The organism is Pseudomonas sp. 9.1(2019), from assembly GCF_009910445.1.
In the GTDB taxonomy this organism is placed as follows: Bacteria; Pseudomonadota; Gammaproteobacteria; order Pseudomonadales; family Pseudomonadaceae; genus Aquipseudomonas; species Aquipseudomonas paraversuta.
Map to the genome: position 1 here is coordinate 139,361 of NZ_VBWF01000003.1, position 15,444 is coordinate 154,804.

Here is a 15,444-nt window from a genome sequence, read left to right on the forward strand (position 1 = left end):
CTTGGCTGCTGGTTCAAAAGCTCGCTCCTACAGGGGTACAGGTTTAACCCTCAAAAGAAATCGGGCAGTTGTCCGGTCCCTCGAGTTTTTTCAATTCCTCCACCACCTGCGGCCGTGCCCGGCGCAAGGTCAGGCTACGGCCCAGGCCGCGCAAGCGTCGTGCTTCCTGGTGGAGCATTTCTACCCCCGAGTAATCAATAAAGTTGATGTGCTGCGCATCGATCACCACCCGTAACCCCTGGGTGCGTTGCAGGCGTACTTGCAGGTAATGGCTGGCGCCGAAAAAAATCGAGCCGCCTACCCGTAGAATCTCCTCGTCGCCATCGCGCCACTGTTGAATGCGTGGACGTGAAGTGCGTTTGAGATAGAAAAACAGCGAGGCCAGCACTCCGGCATAAATCGCTGTTTGCAGCTCCAGCAACAGGGTGGCGACGCATGTCAGCGCCATCACCACGAACTCGGCACGACTGACCCGCCACAGCGCGCGAATGCCCCGCGTGTCCACCAAGCCCCAGCAGATCAGCAAAATGCTGCCCGCCATCGCCGGGATCGGAATGTGTGCGATCAGTTTCGAACCCGCCACCGCAAACAACGTGACCCACAGCGCGGAAAACACCCCGGCCAGTGGTGAGCTGGCGCCCCCTTCATAGCTCAGCCCCGAGCGTGTGAACGAGCCCGACGACAGATACCCCGAGAACAGCGAACCCACCACATTGGACAAACCCTGTGCCCGGCTTTCCTGATTGGCGTCGATCATTTGCTGGGAACGTGTCGCCAGCGAGCGGGCGATCGACAAGCTGGTGACCAGCCCCAGCATGCCCACCGCCACGGCGCTCGGTAGAAGGCGCAGGACCGTCTCGAGATCCAGGGGCAAGGGGCTGAAGGGCGGCAAGCGGCCGACAAACGACTGCACCAGTTCGACATGGCCAAATACCCCGGGCAGCAGCCATACCGCCAGGCTGGCAAGCACCAGGGTCAGCAGCAAGGTGGGCCAGCGCGGCACCCACAGTTTGAGTACGATGCCCAGCACCAGGGTGCCCAGACCCAGCCCCAGCGAGGCGGGATCAAATTGGCGAATATGGGCGATCAGGGTCAACAGGCTATCCAGGGCCGTGGCCTTGCTCGATAAATGCAGGCCCAGCACGTTCGGCAATTGGCCCAGAGCAATCACAATGGCGGCGCCCAGGGTGAAGCCCACCACCACCGAGTGCGATACGAAATTGGCCAGCGCGCCGAATTTCAACATGCCCAGCAGCCACTGAAAAATCCCGGCCAGAAACGTCAGCAATAGAATCAGGCTGATGTAGTCCTGCGTGCCGGGCACTGCCAGGGGGCTGACGCTGGCATACAGCACGATGGAAATCGCCGCCGTCGGGCCGCAGATCAAATGCCACGATGAGCCCCACAGGCAGGCGATGATCACCGGCACAATCGCCGCATACAGCCCGTACTCGGGGGGCAAGCCTGCAATCAGCGCGTAGGCGATGGACTGCGGCAACGCCAGAATCGCCCCGCTAAGGCCCACCAGTGCATCGCGGCTGACGCTGACGCGGGTCTGTTTGGGCAGCCAGCTTAAAAATGGCAGCAGGTGGGTGTATTTGGGCCAGGCCATGGGGCTCTCGTCGGGTTAAACAGATTCTCTGCAGGAGCGAGCTTGCCTCGCGATGGTTGTTAACGATAACGCATTGTTTGCTGAATAAACGAGGCGTCCCTCAGGCTATCGCCAGGCAAGCTCGCTTCTGCGGATTGCCCGTCGCTTTAGCCGCCGACCTGTGGATAACGCGCCTTGCGCTCAAGGTCGTCGAGGTCGATGTGGTTGCGCATGTACTGCTGGCTGGCGTCGACCCAGGGCTGGTGATCCCAGCTGGTCAGCTTGCCCGTGGCCAGCGACTGGCTAACCAGGCGACGGCGGCGCTGGCTGGCGAGCACTTGCTGGTGAATCGCCGGAATATCCCATTTGGCCCGGGCCTCGGCCAAAAAGTCGTTGAACAGCGACTGGTGCCCGGGGCACTGGCTCAGCTCTTCGCGTTCACCCGGGTCGTTGTGCAAATCAAACAGCAGGCACGGATCGTCTTCGCTATAGATGAACTTGTAGGCACCACGGCGGATCATCATCAGCGGGCTGATCGTGCCTTCGGCCATGTACTCGCCAAACACTTCGTCATGCCCGCCTTCGCCCCGCAGGTGCGAGACCAGCGAGCGTCCGTCCAGGGCCAGCCCGGCCTCTAACGTACCGCCCGCCAGCTCGACAAAGGTCGGTAACAGATCGGCAGTGGATACCGCGGCGCCAACCCGGGCCGGTTCGAACTGCCCTGGTGCGTATACCAGCAACGGCACCCGGGCGGCCATGTCGAACCAGTGCATTTTGTACCAGAGCCCGCGTTCGCCCAGCATGTCGCCGTGATCGCCGGAAAACACGATAACAGTGTTATCGGCCAGCCCCGTGTCTTCAAGGGTTTGCAGCAGCTTGCCGATATTGTCGTCGATGTAGCTGCAGGCGCCGAAGTACGCACGGCGGGCGTCGCGAATTTTATCCACAGGCAGCGGTTTGTCCCACAGGTCGTAGGCCTTGAGCAGACGTTGCGAATGCGGGTCGAGGCTGGCCTGGGGCGGGGTTTCGGGTAACGGGATGTCTTCGTTGCAGTACATGTCCCAATACGGCTTGGGGATGGTGTACGGGTCGTGCGGGTGAGTCATGGAGACCGTCAGACAAAACGGCCGGTCGCCGTCCTGGCGAATATGGTCGAACAAGTATTGCTGGGCCTTGAACAGCACTTCTTCGTCGAAATCCAGTTGATTGGTGCGCACGCACGGCCCGGCTTGCAGCACCGAGGCCATGTTGTGATACCAGCTGGGGCGAGCATCGGGCTCATCCCAGTTGACCGACCAGCCATAGTCGGCGGGGTAAATATCACTGGTCAGGCGCTCTTCAAAACCATGCAGCTGGTCGGGCCCGCAAAAGTGCATCTTGCCCGCCAGCGCGGTGCGATACCCCATACGGCGCAGATAGTGCGCGTAAGTCGGCACATCTGCGGGCAAGTCCGCAGCATTGTCGTAGGCGCCGATTTTGCTCGGTAGCTGGCCGCTGACCAAGGTAAAACGCGAGGGCGCACACAGCGGGCTGTTGCAATAGGCGGCGTCAAACACCACGCCCTGCTCAGCCAGGCGGCTCAGGTTCGGCAGTTTTATCGGGGACGGGCCGTAGATCGGCAACAATGGGGCGGCCATTTGATCGGCCATGATGAAGAGAATATTTTTACCTGACATGGGGGCGGCCTTTCATGGTGAATATTTATGCGAAAGTGCTGACTGTCAGCATGACGGCCGGATAACTCGTGGTAAAACCCATGGACCGCAATGACTAGGATAAGCACAGCTAATGTATAAAGCCTTGGGCGATCTCTCTCTGGACCTGTTGCGCACCTTTGAAGCGGCCGCCCGCCACCGCAGCTTTACCGCGGCAGCCCTGGAGCTGGGCACTACCCAGCCGGCCGTCAGCCAGCAGCTCAAACGCCTGGAGTCGCGCCTGGGGATTCGCTTGTTTGACCGCATCTACCGCGGCATCGCCCTGACCGAGGCCGGGCTTGGCCTGTTTTTGCAGGTGCAAGCTGGTTTGCAGCAAATAGACGCGGGTTTGCAGGCGTTAAGCGAACAACCGGACCGTGAAGTGCTGCAAGTGGCTACCGATTTTGCCTTTGCTGCCTATTGGTTGATGCCCCGACTGCCACGTTTTCATGCGGCCTGGCCGCAAATTGACGTCAGTCTGGTAACCCGCGAGCGCAGCCATGATGCGCTGCAGGGTGATATCGATGTGGGGGTGCTGTTTGGTCAGGGGCGCTTCAGCCAGGGTGAATCCCGATGGCTATTCAATGAAGAAGTGTTCCCGGTATGCAGTCCGCACTTGCTGGCCGGGCAGACACTGCCGTTATCGGCCCGGGCCCTGGGGGACTTCCCGTTGCTGCAATTGCGCGGCGAACATGCCCGCCAGTGGTTTGACTGGTACAGGCTGTTTGACGCCCTCAAGCTCGGCCCGCCGCCTGCCCCCGGCCAGTTGCGTTTCGACAACTACACCTTGCTGATCCAGGCCGCGATTGCCGGTCAAGGCATGGCCATCGGCTGGAAGCACCTTGTGGATAACTTGCTGGAGCAAGGGGTTCTGTGCCGGCCGTTCGCTGAATCGGCGCAATCGGCCAGCGGTTATTACGCGGTGATGCCGCAGCGCAAACGACGTAACCGGCTGGCCCAAGTTTTTGTCGACTGGATGTTGGCGGAGCAGAATGCCGAGCGATAGCCCACCCATTTCCTGCAGGAGAATCTTCATGCAACGCATCAAGGGTTACCACGCCCACGTATATTTCGACGCCACGACCATCGGGCAGGCGCGGGCCTTGTGTGAAGAGGCTGCGCAGCTGTTCGGCCTCACCATGGGCCGGGTTCATGAGCGCCCGGTCGGTCCGCACCCGGACTGGAGTTGCCAGTTGGCCTTCGGCCCCGAGTTGATCGGCGTAGTGCTGCCCTGGTTGGCATTGAACCGCCACGGCCTGGTGGTGTTTTTGCATCCCGATACCGGCCATGACCTGCTGGACCATACCGATCACGGGATCTGGATGGGGGCGGTACGACCCTTGAATCTGGCTGTTTTTTGATCAAAACATGGCGGGTTAAAAAAAAATTCAGCTTTTTTTCACCCCGGTAATTTCCTGCAAATCCTGATGGCCGGCAAAAGCCTGATAGCCCCACGCTATAACGGCTGAACGTTGGTCATGGCCATGTGTCATAGCTTTCCATGAGCTAACGTATGACACGTGAAGCTGAGGGCAGTGATTAGTTCTAAAAGGCCATCCATGTTTAACTTGAACGGTTATTCAAGTTAAACGGTGGTCCGCTGCCCGCTCACAACAGGAGGCTTACCTTTGCCGAACGCGCTCTTTTTGCTCTCGTTTTACCTCTACAAGGTGCACATCCAATGAGTGCTCCAGTGACGTCAGAGACGTCTCAAATTCGCATGAACCCGCCGGTGTTTTACTTTGCTGCCGCGTTTATCCTGATCTTTGGGTTAGTGGTTATTGCCACACCACAAGCCGCCGGTGAATGGCTGCTGGCGGCGCAAAACTGGGCGGCCAATACGGTCGGCTGGTACTACATGCTGGCAATGACCCTGTACCTGATCTTTGTGATCACCACCGCCTTGTCTGGCTACGGCAAGATCAAGCTGGGGGCCGATCATGATGAGCCCGAGTTCAGTTACCTGTCCTGGGCGGGCATGCTCTTTGCCGCCGGGATCAGCATCACGCTATTTTTCTTCTGTGTGTCCGAACCCCTGACCCATATGCTCGCCCCGCCGCAAGGCCCGGCCGGTACGTCAGAGGCTGCGCGCCAGGGCATGCAATTGCTGTTTTTGCACTGGGGCTTGCATGGCTGGGGGGTGTTTGCCTTTGTCGGCATGGCGCTGGCGTACTTCGCGTATCGCCACAACCTGCCGCTGGCGCTACGTTCGGCGTTGTATCCGCTGATCGGTAAACGCATCAACGGGCCCATCGGCTACGCCGTGGATGGCTTCGGCATCATCGCCACGGTGTTTGGTCTGGGGGCCGACATGGGGTTTGGGGTGTTGCACCTCAATTCCGGACTCGACTACCTGTTTGGCTTGCCGCACACCCAGTGGGTGCAGGTGGGTTTGATCACCCTGATGATGGGCGCTGCAATTCTGGTGGCCATTGCCGGTGTGGACAAGGGTGTACGGGTTATGTCCGACATCAACATGCTGCTGGCCTGTGCGCTGCTGCTGTTTGTGTTGTTCGCCGGCCCTACCCAGCATTTGCTCAACACTCTGGTGCAGAACATCGGTGACTATCTGGGCGCGTTGCCGACCAAGAGTTTCGATGTGTATGCCTACGACAAACCCAGCGACTGGCTGGGTGGCTGGACTGTGTTCTATTGGGCCTGGTGGATCGCATGGTCGCCGTTTGTAGGCCTGTTCATTGCGCGCATTTCCCGTGGTCGCACCATCCGCGAGTTCGTGTTCGGGGTGCTGTTGATCCCGCTGGGCTTCACTTTGGCGTGGATGTCGATCTTCGGTAACAGTGCCATTGATCAAGTACTCAACCACGGCATGGTTGCCCTGGGCCAGTCGGCCATCGACGATCCCTCGCGCACGCTATACCTGCTGCTTGAAACCTACCCGTGGAGCCGGACCGTGATTGCGGTGACGGTGTTCATCAGCTTCGTGTTCTTCGTGACCTCGGCTGACTCCGGCACTGTGGTGCTCTCTACCCTCTCTGCGCGTGGCAACAATGCCGACGAAGACGGTCCGAAATGGCTGCGGGTGTTCTGGGGCGCGATGACGGCCCTGGTGACCAGCGCGCTGCTGTTCTCGGGGAGCATCGATGCGCTGAAGTCAGCGGTCGTGCTCACCTCGTTGCCGTTCTCGCTGATTTTGCTGCTGATGATGTGGGGACTGCACAAGGCGTTCTACCTCGAGTCGCAGAAGAAGATTGCGCAGATGCACTCACTGGCGCCGGTGTCTCACGCCCGTCGTGGCGGCTGGCGTCAACGCTTGAGCCAGGCTGTGCACTTCCCGTCCCGTGACGAGGTGTACCGCTTTATGGACACCACCGTGCGCCCGGCGATTGAAGAAGTGAGTGCGGTGTTCCGGGAAAAAGGACTTAACGTCGTCACCCAGCCGGATCCGGCCAACGACAACGTGAGTCTGGAAATCGGCCATGGTGAGGAACACCCGTTCATCTACCAGGTGCAGATGCGCGGCTACTTCACGCCGTCATTCGCCCGGGGCGGTTTTGGCAAAAAAGAGCAATTGCGCAACCGCCGCTACTACCGTGCTGAAGTGCACTTGAGTGAAGGCAGTCAGGACTATGACCTGACTGGCTACACCAAAGAGCAAATCATCAACGACATCCTCGACCAGTACGAACGCCATATGCAGTTCTTACACCTGGTTCGCTGATTCGGGTAACGGATCGAGGTCAACGCGAGCAAGCTCGCTCCTGCAGGAACGGTGAAAATCCTGTAGCAGCGAGCTTGCCCGCCACTGGCCTTTAAACCAGTCCGCCATTGGCCCGCAGCACTTGCCCGTTTACCCACTCCGCCGCCGGACTCACCAGAAACGAGATGATTCTGGCGATGTCTTCGGGCTGCCCCAAGCGTTCCAGGGGCGGCATTTTGGCGAAGCTCTGGATCTGCTCTTCAGTCTTGCCCTGCATGAACAGTTGCGTCGCCACCGGCCCCGGTGCCACGGCGTTTACTGTGATTTGCCGGCCACGCAACTCTTTGGCAAACACCTGGGTCAGCGACTCGACCGCTGCCTTGCTGGCGATATACACCGCATAGCCCGGCAAATTCATGCCCACCGTACTGCTGGAGAAATTGATGATGCGCCCGCCGCTGTTGAGCCGGGTGGCCGCTTCGCGCAGGGTGTTGAAAGTACCCCGGGTGTTGATGTTGAAGGTCTGTTCGTACAGTTCATCGCTGTGTTGCGCCAGCGGCAACACTTTGAGCACGCCTGCGTTATTGATCAGCACATCGATTTTGCCCAGTTGCTCTTCAGCCTCATCGAACAGCCGCGCGACGTCCGCGGCACTGGCCACATCGGCCTGTACGGCAATGGCTTGATGCCCCGCACTGTGCAGTTCAGCAACCAGGGCTGAAGCTTCGTCGGCACTGTTGGCATAGTTGATAACGACGGCAAACCCTTCGCCGGCCAGTTGTCTGGCAATCACGGCACCGATGCCCCGGGATGCACCCGTGATCAGCGCGACTTTAGGCAGAGAAGTACTCATGGCAACACTCCATAGTGGATTTGGCGTGGGGCTAGATTCACATCTGTATCCAGGCAGATAAAGATGGTGAATTCGATAGCGGTATTCGCAAACGCCCAACAATCCTCCCGCCCTCTTGTGGGCGCGGGCTTGCCCGCGATTGCAGCAACTCGGTTGAAACTGTCACACCGGGTCGTTTGCATCGCGGGCAAGCCCGCTCCCACAAGGGATATCGCCCTCAGAGGGCATCAGGCATGGGCGGGTGGCGCGTCCTTGCTTTCCTTGATCTTGTACCAGGCCACGTACAACGCGGGCAGGAACAACAGAGTGAGCAAGGTGGCGGAAATGATGCCGCCGATCATGGCGTAGGCCATTGGCCCCCAGAACACGTCACGGGCAATCGGGATCATGCCCAGGCTGGCCGCAGCAGCGGTCAGCAGGATCGGCCGGCGGCGGTGCTGGGTGGCTTGCATGACCGCGTGCCAGGGGTCGTAGCCGTCGCGTTCGTACTGGTCGATCTGGGTCACCAGAATCACCGAGTTGCGCACGATGATCCCCACCAGGGCCAGAATCCCCAGGATCGCCACAAAGCCCATCGGCGTGCCGGTCGGCACCAGCGCCAGCACCACACCGATCAGCCCCAGTGGCGCCACACTCACCACCAGGAACATCTTCTGCACGCTTTGCAACTGGATCATCAGGAAGGTCGCCATCAGAAACAGCATCAGGGGCACCACCTTGGCGATCGGGCCCTGGGCCTTGGCGCTTTGTTCAACCGTGCCGCCGGTTTGCAAGGTGTAGCCCTGGGGCAGGCTGGCGGCGAACTTGTCGACTTCCGGCTTGAGCTTGGCCACCAGATCGGTCGGTTGCATCGAGCCGCGCACCGAGGCCTTGAGGGTCAGGGTGGGAATCCGGTCGCGGCTCCAGATCAGCGGTTGCTCCAGTTCGTAACGCACGGTGGCAAAGGCCAGCAACGGAATCGAGGTGCCGCTGGGGGTGGTGATTTGCAGGTTCAGCAGGGTTTCCGGGCTGCCCCGCTCGCTGCCGACGGCACGGCCTATGATGTTGATCAGGTAGATGTCGTCCTTGACCTGGCTGACCGCCGCGCCGCTGACGATGCTGTTCATCACATGGGCGACGTCTTCGGATGACAGCCCGAACTGGCGGGCCTTGTCCTGGGCAATGTCGATGCGCAGTACCTTGCCCGGTTCGTTCCAGTTGAAGATGGTTTCACCGACGTTGGGGTTGGCGTCCAGCACGGAGGCCAGGTCGAGGGAATACTTGCGTACCAGATCGATGTTTTTGCCACTGACCCGATATTGCAGCGGCTGACCCACCGGCGGCCCCAGTTCCAGGGTGTGCACAAAGCTGCCGACCCCAACGTAATCTTCACGCAGGCGTTTATTGAGACGTTCCATCAGGGCATCCCGGCTATCCAGCCCGGTGCTGACAATCACCAGCTGGGCGTAGAACGGGTTTTGCAGTTGCTGGTCCAGTGGCAGGTAGAAACGAATCGCGCCCTCGCCGATGTACGAACTCCAGCGCAGGATATCCGGGTCGCCCTTGAGCGACTCTTCAAAGCGCTGGGTGACCTTGAGGGTTTCCTGAATCGAAGCGTTTTGCGGCAGGTTCAGGTCCACCAGGATTTCCGGGCGGTCGGAGGCCGGGAAGAACTGGTTCTGCACCAGCCCCATGCCGAAAATGGCCAGTACGAACATCAGTACCGTGACGCCGATGGTCATCCAGCGGTGGCGCATGCACCACAGCAGGCCATTATCGAAGGACCGGGCCAGGCGTCCGGGTTTCTCGGGCTTGGGTTTGACCTTGGAACTGAGGATATGCACCCCCAGTACCGGCGCAAACAGTACCGCCACCACCCACGACACCAGCATCGCCACGGCAATCACCGCAAACAGGGTGAAGGTGTATTCCCCTGCCGAGCTGTTGTTGAGGCCGATGGGCACGAAGCCTGCCACCGTCACCAGGGTGCCGGTGAGCATGGGGAAGGCCGTGGAGTGGTAGGCAAAGGTCGCCGCTTGTTCCTTGGTCTCCCCCAGCTCGAGCCGGGTGATCATCATTTCCACCGTGATCATCGCGTCGTCCACCAGCAGGCCCAGGGCGATAATCAGCGCACCCAGGGATACCCGCTGCATGGCAATGCCGGTGAACTCCATGAACACAAAGACCAGCGCCAGCACCAGCGGGATCGAGATCGCCACCACCAGGCCCGCACGCAGCCCCAGGCTGAGGAAACTCACCGCCAGCACGATGACCACCGCCTCAAACAGCGCACTGGTGAAGCCGCCTACGGCCACCTCTACCACCTGCGCCTGATCGGAGACCATGTGCACGCCCACCCCCACCGGCAGTTCGGCGGTGAGGTCGTCGATGCGTTGCTGCAGCTGTTTGCCGAACTCTTGAATGTTGCCGCCGTCGATCATGGCAATCGCCAGACCGATGGCAGGCTTGCCGTTGTAATGGAACATGGGCGCGGACGGGTCGACGTAACCGCGGCTGATTTCGGCGATATCGGCCAGCCGGTAGAAGCGGTCGTTGACCCGCAGGTTCACCGCTTCCAGGTCTTCGACACTGTGGAACTGTCCCGAAGTGCGGACCGACATGCGCTCGGGCCCGGCTTCAACGACCCCGGCCGGGGTCACGGCGTTTTGCGCCTGCAGGCTTTCCAGAACGTGTTGTTGATCGAGGCCCAGGGCCGCCAGTTTGCGGGTCGAAAAGTTCAGGTAGAAGGTTTCATCCTGCTCACCGATGGTCATCACCTTGCCGCGATTGGGCACATCGCGAATCCCGGTGCGCACCTGTTCGACGTAGTCGCGCAGCTGGCGCATGGTGAAGCCGTCGCCGGTAAAGGCGAAAATGGTGCCATACACATCACCGAACTCATCGTCGAACCCCGGGCCCTGAATGCCCTGGGGGAAATCGCCGCGAATGTCGTTGATCTTTTTGCGCACCTCATACCAGATATGGGGAATGGCATCGGCCTTGGTCGTGTCCTTGAGGAACACGAAGACCGTGGATTCGCCGGGCCTGGTATAGCTTTGCACGTAGTCGAGAGAGTCCAGCTCCTCGAGCTTTTTCTCGATGCGGTCAGTGATTTGCAGCCGGGTTTCATCGACCGTGGCACCTGGCCATCTGGTCTGGATGACCATGGTTTTGATCGCGAAGGACGGATCTTCCGCGCGGCCCAGGTTCATGTAAGAAAAGATCCCGGCGACCACCGCCATAAACATCAAGTACCAGACAAACGACTGATGTTTCAGAGCCCACTCGGACAGGTTGAATTTCCCATTCATTGCGAGCTTTCCTTATCGAATCTGACTTTCTGTCCGGGGGTGAGGCTGTTGACGCCGGCGCTGACCACGTAATCGCCGTTTTTCAGGCCACCCTGGAGCAGCACGGTTTGCGCGTCACGGCGCAGCACGTTGACGTCACGCGGGCTGACGGTTTGGGTCTGCGGGTCGATGACCCAGATGCGGCTGTGACCGTCGGTTTCCTGCAGGGCGGTGAGCGGTAATTCAAAGTGCTCGGCAATCGGGCTGCTGACGGTCACGCTGACCGAGCTGCCGAGGCGAAAGGCTGGCGGGGTCTGGTCCAGGGTCAGCCGGGTGCGCCGGGTGCGGGTTGCACTGTCGGCTTGCGGGGCGATTTCGCGGATATGGGCGCTGGTGTTGACGTTCGGGTCGAGCTGGCCGGCGACCAGAAACTCGATACCTTTGGGTAGCGCCTCGGCCAGGGGCCCGGGCAGATCAATCACCGCCTCCTTGATTTCAGGGCGGGCCAGGGTGACCACTTCTTCGCCGACGCTGACCACCTGCCCTGCTTCGGCGTGCCATTGGGTGATTACTGCGTCATGGTCGGCGCGCAGGTCGCAGTAACTGAGCTGGTCCTGTGCCTGGCTGACCGCGGCCACGGCCTGCTGCATGGAGGCCGCGGTGGTTTTGAGGTCGGCCTGGGCCGTGTCCAGTTGCGCCTGGGCGCCGACCCCGCGGTTGAACAGCTCCTGCTGGCGCCGGGCGTTGGCTTGAGCGTTGATCAATTGCGCCTGCACCTTGGCCAGGTCGCCCTGGGCCGAGCGCAGCTGGTTTTGCTGATCGGTGGGATCGAGGTTGGCCAGAATGTCCCCTTGCTTGACCACTGCGCCCACGTCGTAATGACGGCGCACGATACGGCCCGGCACGCGAAAGCCCAGGGTGCTTTCGTAGCGCGCTTCGATGTTGCCGGCAAAGCGCCCGAGATTGTCGGAAAGCATCGGCTGAGCCACCACATACAAGGCAGGGCGGACAGGCTCGGGGGCTTTTTTCTCGGAGCAACCCGCCAGCAACAAGGCTGCCAGCGGCACTGTCCACAAGTGGTTAATCAATGATCGGCTCATAACCGGGCTCCCCCGCTCGGGATGGGCGCGACTTCAACCTTCATGCCGGGGTGCAGCAATTGTCCGCCTGCGACCACGACCTTTTCTCCGTCCTTGAGACCTTCACTGACTATCACGCTGCCGGTCAGGTAGCGTCCGACCTTGACCCGTTGCAGGCGCACGATGCTTTGCTCGTCGGCGATCCATACGGCAGGCTCGCTGATGTCTTTGGTCAGGGCGGACCAGGGCAGCTCAATGCTGCGACTGGGGGGCGGGGTCAGATTGACGCTGACAATCGAACCCAGATCCATGCCTTTGGGCAGCGCGTCCAGTTGCACCTTGATTTGCAGGGTGCCGCTTTGTGCCGACACGGTGGGGGTGATCTCGCGGATCTGGCCGTTAACCTTGATCGCCGGATTACTCAGCAGCGTGACTTGCACGGTAGGGTTTTTCGGCGGCTCGATAAACAGTGATTCATACACGTTGAACACCGCGTCGCGGGCTCCGTCGCGGGCCAGGGTGAAAATCGGCATGGTGGCCTGCACCACTTGCCCCACTTCGGCCTGGCGCGCGGTAATCACACCCGGCGCCTCGGCCTGCAATTGGCTGTAGCTCAGTTGCTCGCGGGCATTGGCCAACTGCGCCTGTGCGGCAGTCAGGGCACTTTGCGCGCTGAGCCGGGCAGCATTGGCAGCATCGTATTCGCTTTGGCTGGTGTAGCCTTTTGGCAGCAGTTTCTGCTGCCGGATAAATGCGGCACGGGTCTGGACCACTTGGGCCTGTTGCGCATTGACGCTGGCCTGGGCCGTTTCAACCTGGATTTTCAAGTCTTTGGGGTCGAGACGGGCCAGCACCTGATTGGCCTGGATGTGGTCACCGACATCGACCTTGCGCTCGATGATTTTGCCGCCGACCCGGAATGAAAGCTGGGTTTCGACCCGGGCCTGAATATCGCCGCTGAGTTGAATTGGCGGGGCAAATTCCCGGGTGCTGACCTGTTGTACATAAACCCGCGGGGACAAAGGCTCAGTGGGCCTCTCTTTGCCGCAAGCGGTCAGAAGTACCAAAAGGCTCAAGCCCATAACAGCCTTGTTTCGTGGACCAGCCATGCAAGCTCCTTTGCGTGATGCTGTTTTACATCCTGATACGACACACAGCGTAGAACAGGGTTCGGCGTCTGTGGGACTCTATGTGCACTGCACCTGTAGCTGTACTTCGAGGTCAACCATGCTCACCACCCTGGCTGTGGCCAACTACCGCTCCATCAACCAATTGGTGGTGCCCCTGGCCAGACTTAATCTGATTACCGGCCCCAATGGAAGTGGCAAATCGAATCTTTACCGTGCCCTGCGTTTATTGGCCGAAACCGCCCAGGGCGGGGTGATCAACGCGGTAGCCCGTGAAGGAGGGCTGGAATCAACATTCTGGGCCGGACCGGAGGTGATTTCACGACGCATGAAGCTCGGCGAGGTGGATATCAGCAGAACCGTACTCAGTGGCGTAAAGCGCCTGCGTCTGGGCTTCGCTGCCGATGATTTCAGCTATGCAATTGCCTTGGGGTTGCCACCGAACGATGAGACTTCGTCGTTCAATCTCGATCCGCAAATCAAGCACGAGAGTATTTGGTCGGGACCGATTTATCGCAAGGCCAGCGAGCTGGTTGAACGTAAAGGTCCGGTGGTCCGGTCCCGTGATGGCCGCGCCTGGAAGGTGTTGGCGCAGCACACGCCGGTTTTCGACAGTCTGTTTGATCAGGTCGGCAGTATGGATGCTTCGCCGGAAGTCTTGCAGTTGCGTGAGTCCATTCGCGGATGGCGTTTTTATGACCACTTTCGCACCGACCCCGATGCGCCCGTTCGCCAGCCGCAGCTTGGCACCCGCACCCCGGTCTTGCATCACGACGGGCGCGACCTGGCAGCCGCGTTGCAAACCATTATTGAGATCGGCGACCCTCAAGCGTTACACACGGCAATCAGCGATGCCTTTCCCGGTGCGCGGCTGGAGATCCAGTTTGTTTCCGGCGGGCGCTTTGCCCTGGAGTTCTATCAGGAGGGGCTGCTGCGTCCATTGTCGGTGGCTGAACTGTCAGATGGCACCTTGCGCTACCTGCTGCTGATCGCAGCCCTGCTCACCCCTCGCCCACCCACCATGATGGTGCTGAACGAACCCGAGACCAGCCTGCATCCCGATCTGCTGCCGGCGCTGGCGCGGTTGATCATTCGTGCTTCGCAACAATCGCAAGTCTGGGTGGTGTCCCACGCCCGGCGTCTGATCGCGGCGCTGCAGCAAGATCTTGAGTGCAACTGCATCGTGCTGGAAAAAAACTTCGGCCAGACCGAGATCGTTGGCCAGCGCTTGCTGGATCAGCCCGCCTGGTACTGGGCGGACAAATAAAAACGCCGACGCTTTAAAAGCCGTCGGCGTTTTCACAAGGGCGGGCGTTGTTTAGAACGCAGGGACTACCGCACCTTTGTATTTCTGTTCAATGAAGGCTTTGACTTCAGGGCTGGTCAGGGCCTTGGCCAGCTTCTGGATCGCGTCGCTGTCCTTGTTGTCAGGACGGGCCACCAGGAAGTTCACGTATGGCGAATCGGCGCCTTCAATGATCAGCGCGTCGGTGGCCGGGTTCAGGCCCGCTTCCAGCGCGTAGTTGGTGTTGATCATGTCCAGGTCAACCTGATCCAGCACCCGTGGCAGCAGCGCGGACTCAAGTTCCTTGAACTTGAAGTTGTGCGGGTTCTTGGCGATGTCTTTCGGTGTGGAGACAGCATTGGTCGGGTCTTTGAGTTCGATCAGACCGGCCTTTTGCAGCAGGATCAACGCACGGCCACTGTTGCTGCCTTCGTTCGGGATGGCGATGGTCGCGCCGTCTTTCAACTCAGACAGGTTTTTGACTTTTTTCGAGTAGCCACCGAAGGGTTCAACGTGAACGCCGATCACGGTCACCAGATTGGTGCCTTTGCCTTTGTTGAAGCTTTCGAGGTACGGCAGGGTCTGGAAGTAGTTGGCATCCAGGTGCTTCTCGGCCACTTGTACGTTGGGCTGCACATAATCGGTGAACACTTTGACTTCCAGATCCACGCCTTCTTTGGCGAGGGTCGGTTTGATCAGCTCAAGGATTTCGGCGTGGGGTACCGGGGTCGCAGCGACCACCAGTTTCTCGCCAGCCTGTGCCAGGCCTGCAGTCAAAGCAGCCGCCAATGCGGTAAACAACAGAACCTTTTTCATGCAATGCCCTTAAGTGTGTGACCGTTCGGATGACGGTTTTATTGGAAGACGAAACGAACAATACCGAGATTC

The 15,444-nt window shown here is 59.9% G+C and carries 11 protein-coding genes; 4 read left to right on the top strand and 7 right to left on the bottom strand.

The window, feature by feature from the left end:
- Nucleotides 1-43 precede the first annotated feature (43 nt).
- Together FEZ21_RS03675 and betC are read right to left on the bottom strand one after the other, a co-directional pair.
- Nucleotides 44-1,612 carry a SulP family inorganic anion transporter gene (locus FEZ21_RS03675; protein ID WP_160626470.1) on the bottom strand — a complete coding sequence of 523 codons (1,569 nt, stop codon included), beginning with the start codon at nt 1,610-1,612 and terminating at the stop codon, nt 44-46.
- A 146-nt stretch (nt 1,613-1,758) separates the two neighbouring features.
- Nucleotides 1,759-3,267 (bottom strand): choline-sulfatase, encoded by a 1,509-nt coding sequence (gene betC, locus FEZ21_RS03680; RefSeq protein WP_160626472.1) that lies wholly within the window; start codon nt 3,265-3,267, stop codon nt 1,759-1,761.
- 112 nt (nt 3,268-3,379) lie between these two features.
- On the opposite strand from betC, the gene FEZ21_RS03685 reads away from it, so the two are divergent.
- The 3 genes from FEZ21_RS03685 (at nt 3,380) to betT (ending at nt 6,964) form a co-directional block, all read left to right on the top strand.
- Nucleotides 3,380-4,291, top strand: a complete 912-nt coding sequence (locus FEZ21_RS03685; RefSeq protein ID WP_010656731.1) for a LysR family transcriptional regulator — start codon at nt 3,380-3,382, stop codon at nt 4,289-4,291.
- A gap of 28 nt (nt 4,292-4,319) precedes the next feature.
- Complete coding sequence (locus tag FEZ21_RS03690; RefSeq protein ID WP_003437934.1) at nt 4,320-4,646, top strand: DOPA 4,5-dioxygenase family protein; 327 nt, start codon at nt 4,320-4,322, stop codon at nt 4,644-4,646.
- A gap of 320 nt (nt 4,647-4,966) precedes the next feature.
- Nucleotides 4,967-6,964 carry a choline transporter BetT gene (gene betT / locus FEZ21_RS03695; protein WP_003437933.1) on the top strand — a complete coding sequence of 666 codons (1,998 nt, stop codon included), beginning with the start codon at nt 4,967-4,969 and terminating at the stop codon, nt 6,962-6,964.
- Between the two features lie 91 nt (nt 6,965-7,055).
- Here betT and FEZ21_RS03700 read toward each other — a convergent pair whose 3' ends face one another.
- From FEZ21_RS03700 to FEZ21_RS03715, 4 genes are all read right to left on the bottom strand, one after another.
- The gene (locus tag FEZ21_RS03700; protein WP_003437932.1) at nt 7,056-7,796 is read right to left on the bottom strand and encodes an SDR family oxidoreductase; all 741 of its coding nucleotides are present in this window, start codon (nt 7,794-7,796) and stop codon (nt 7,056-7,058) included.
- Between the two features lie 227 nt (nt 7,797-8,023).
- A complete protein-coding gene (locus FEZ21_RS03705; RefSeq protein ID WP_003437931.1) occupies nt 8,024-11,086 on the bottom strand; it encodes an efflux RND transporter permease subunit in 3,063 nt (1,020 codons plus the stop codon).
- Nucleotides 11,083-12,165, bottom strand: a complete 1,083-nt coding sequence (locus FEZ21_RS03710; protein WP_010656733.1) for an efflux RND transporter periplasmic adaptor subunit — start codon at nt 12,163-12,165, stop codon at nt 11,083-11,085. Before FEZ21_RS03710 ends, FEZ21_RS03705 begins: the two co-directional genes overlap by 4 nt.
- Nucleotides 12,162-13,253, bottom strand: a complete 1,092-nt coding sequence (locus FEZ21_RS03715) for an efflux RND transporter periplasmic adaptor subunit (RefSeq protein WP_003437929.1) — start codon at nt 13,251-13,253, stop codon at nt 12,162-12,164. Before FEZ21_RS03715 ends, FEZ21_RS03710 begins: the two co-directional genes overlap by 4 nt.
- A gap of 118 nt (nt 13,254-13,371) precedes the next feature.
- On the opposite strand from FEZ21_RS03715, the gene FEZ21_RS03720 reads away from it, so the two are divergent.
- Nucleotides 13,372-14,538 carry an AAA family ATPase gene (locus tag FEZ21_RS03720; protein WP_010656734.1) on the top strand — a complete coding sequence of 389 codons (1,167 nt, stop codon included), beginning with the start codon at nt 13,372-13,374 and terminating at the stop codon, nt 14,536-14,538.
- A gap of 51 nt (nt 14,539-14,589) precedes the next feature.
- Here the strand turns inward: FEZ21_RS03720 and FEZ21_RS03725 are convergent, their stop codons facing one another.
- Nucleotides 14,590-15,372 (bottom strand): MetQ/NlpA family ABC transporter substrate-binding protein, encoded by a 783-nt coding sequence (locus FEZ21_RS03725; protein WP_003437927.1) that lies wholly within the window; start codon nt 15,370-15,372, stop codon nt 14,590-14,592.
- Between the last annotated feature and the right edge of the window lie 72 nt (nt 15,373-15,444).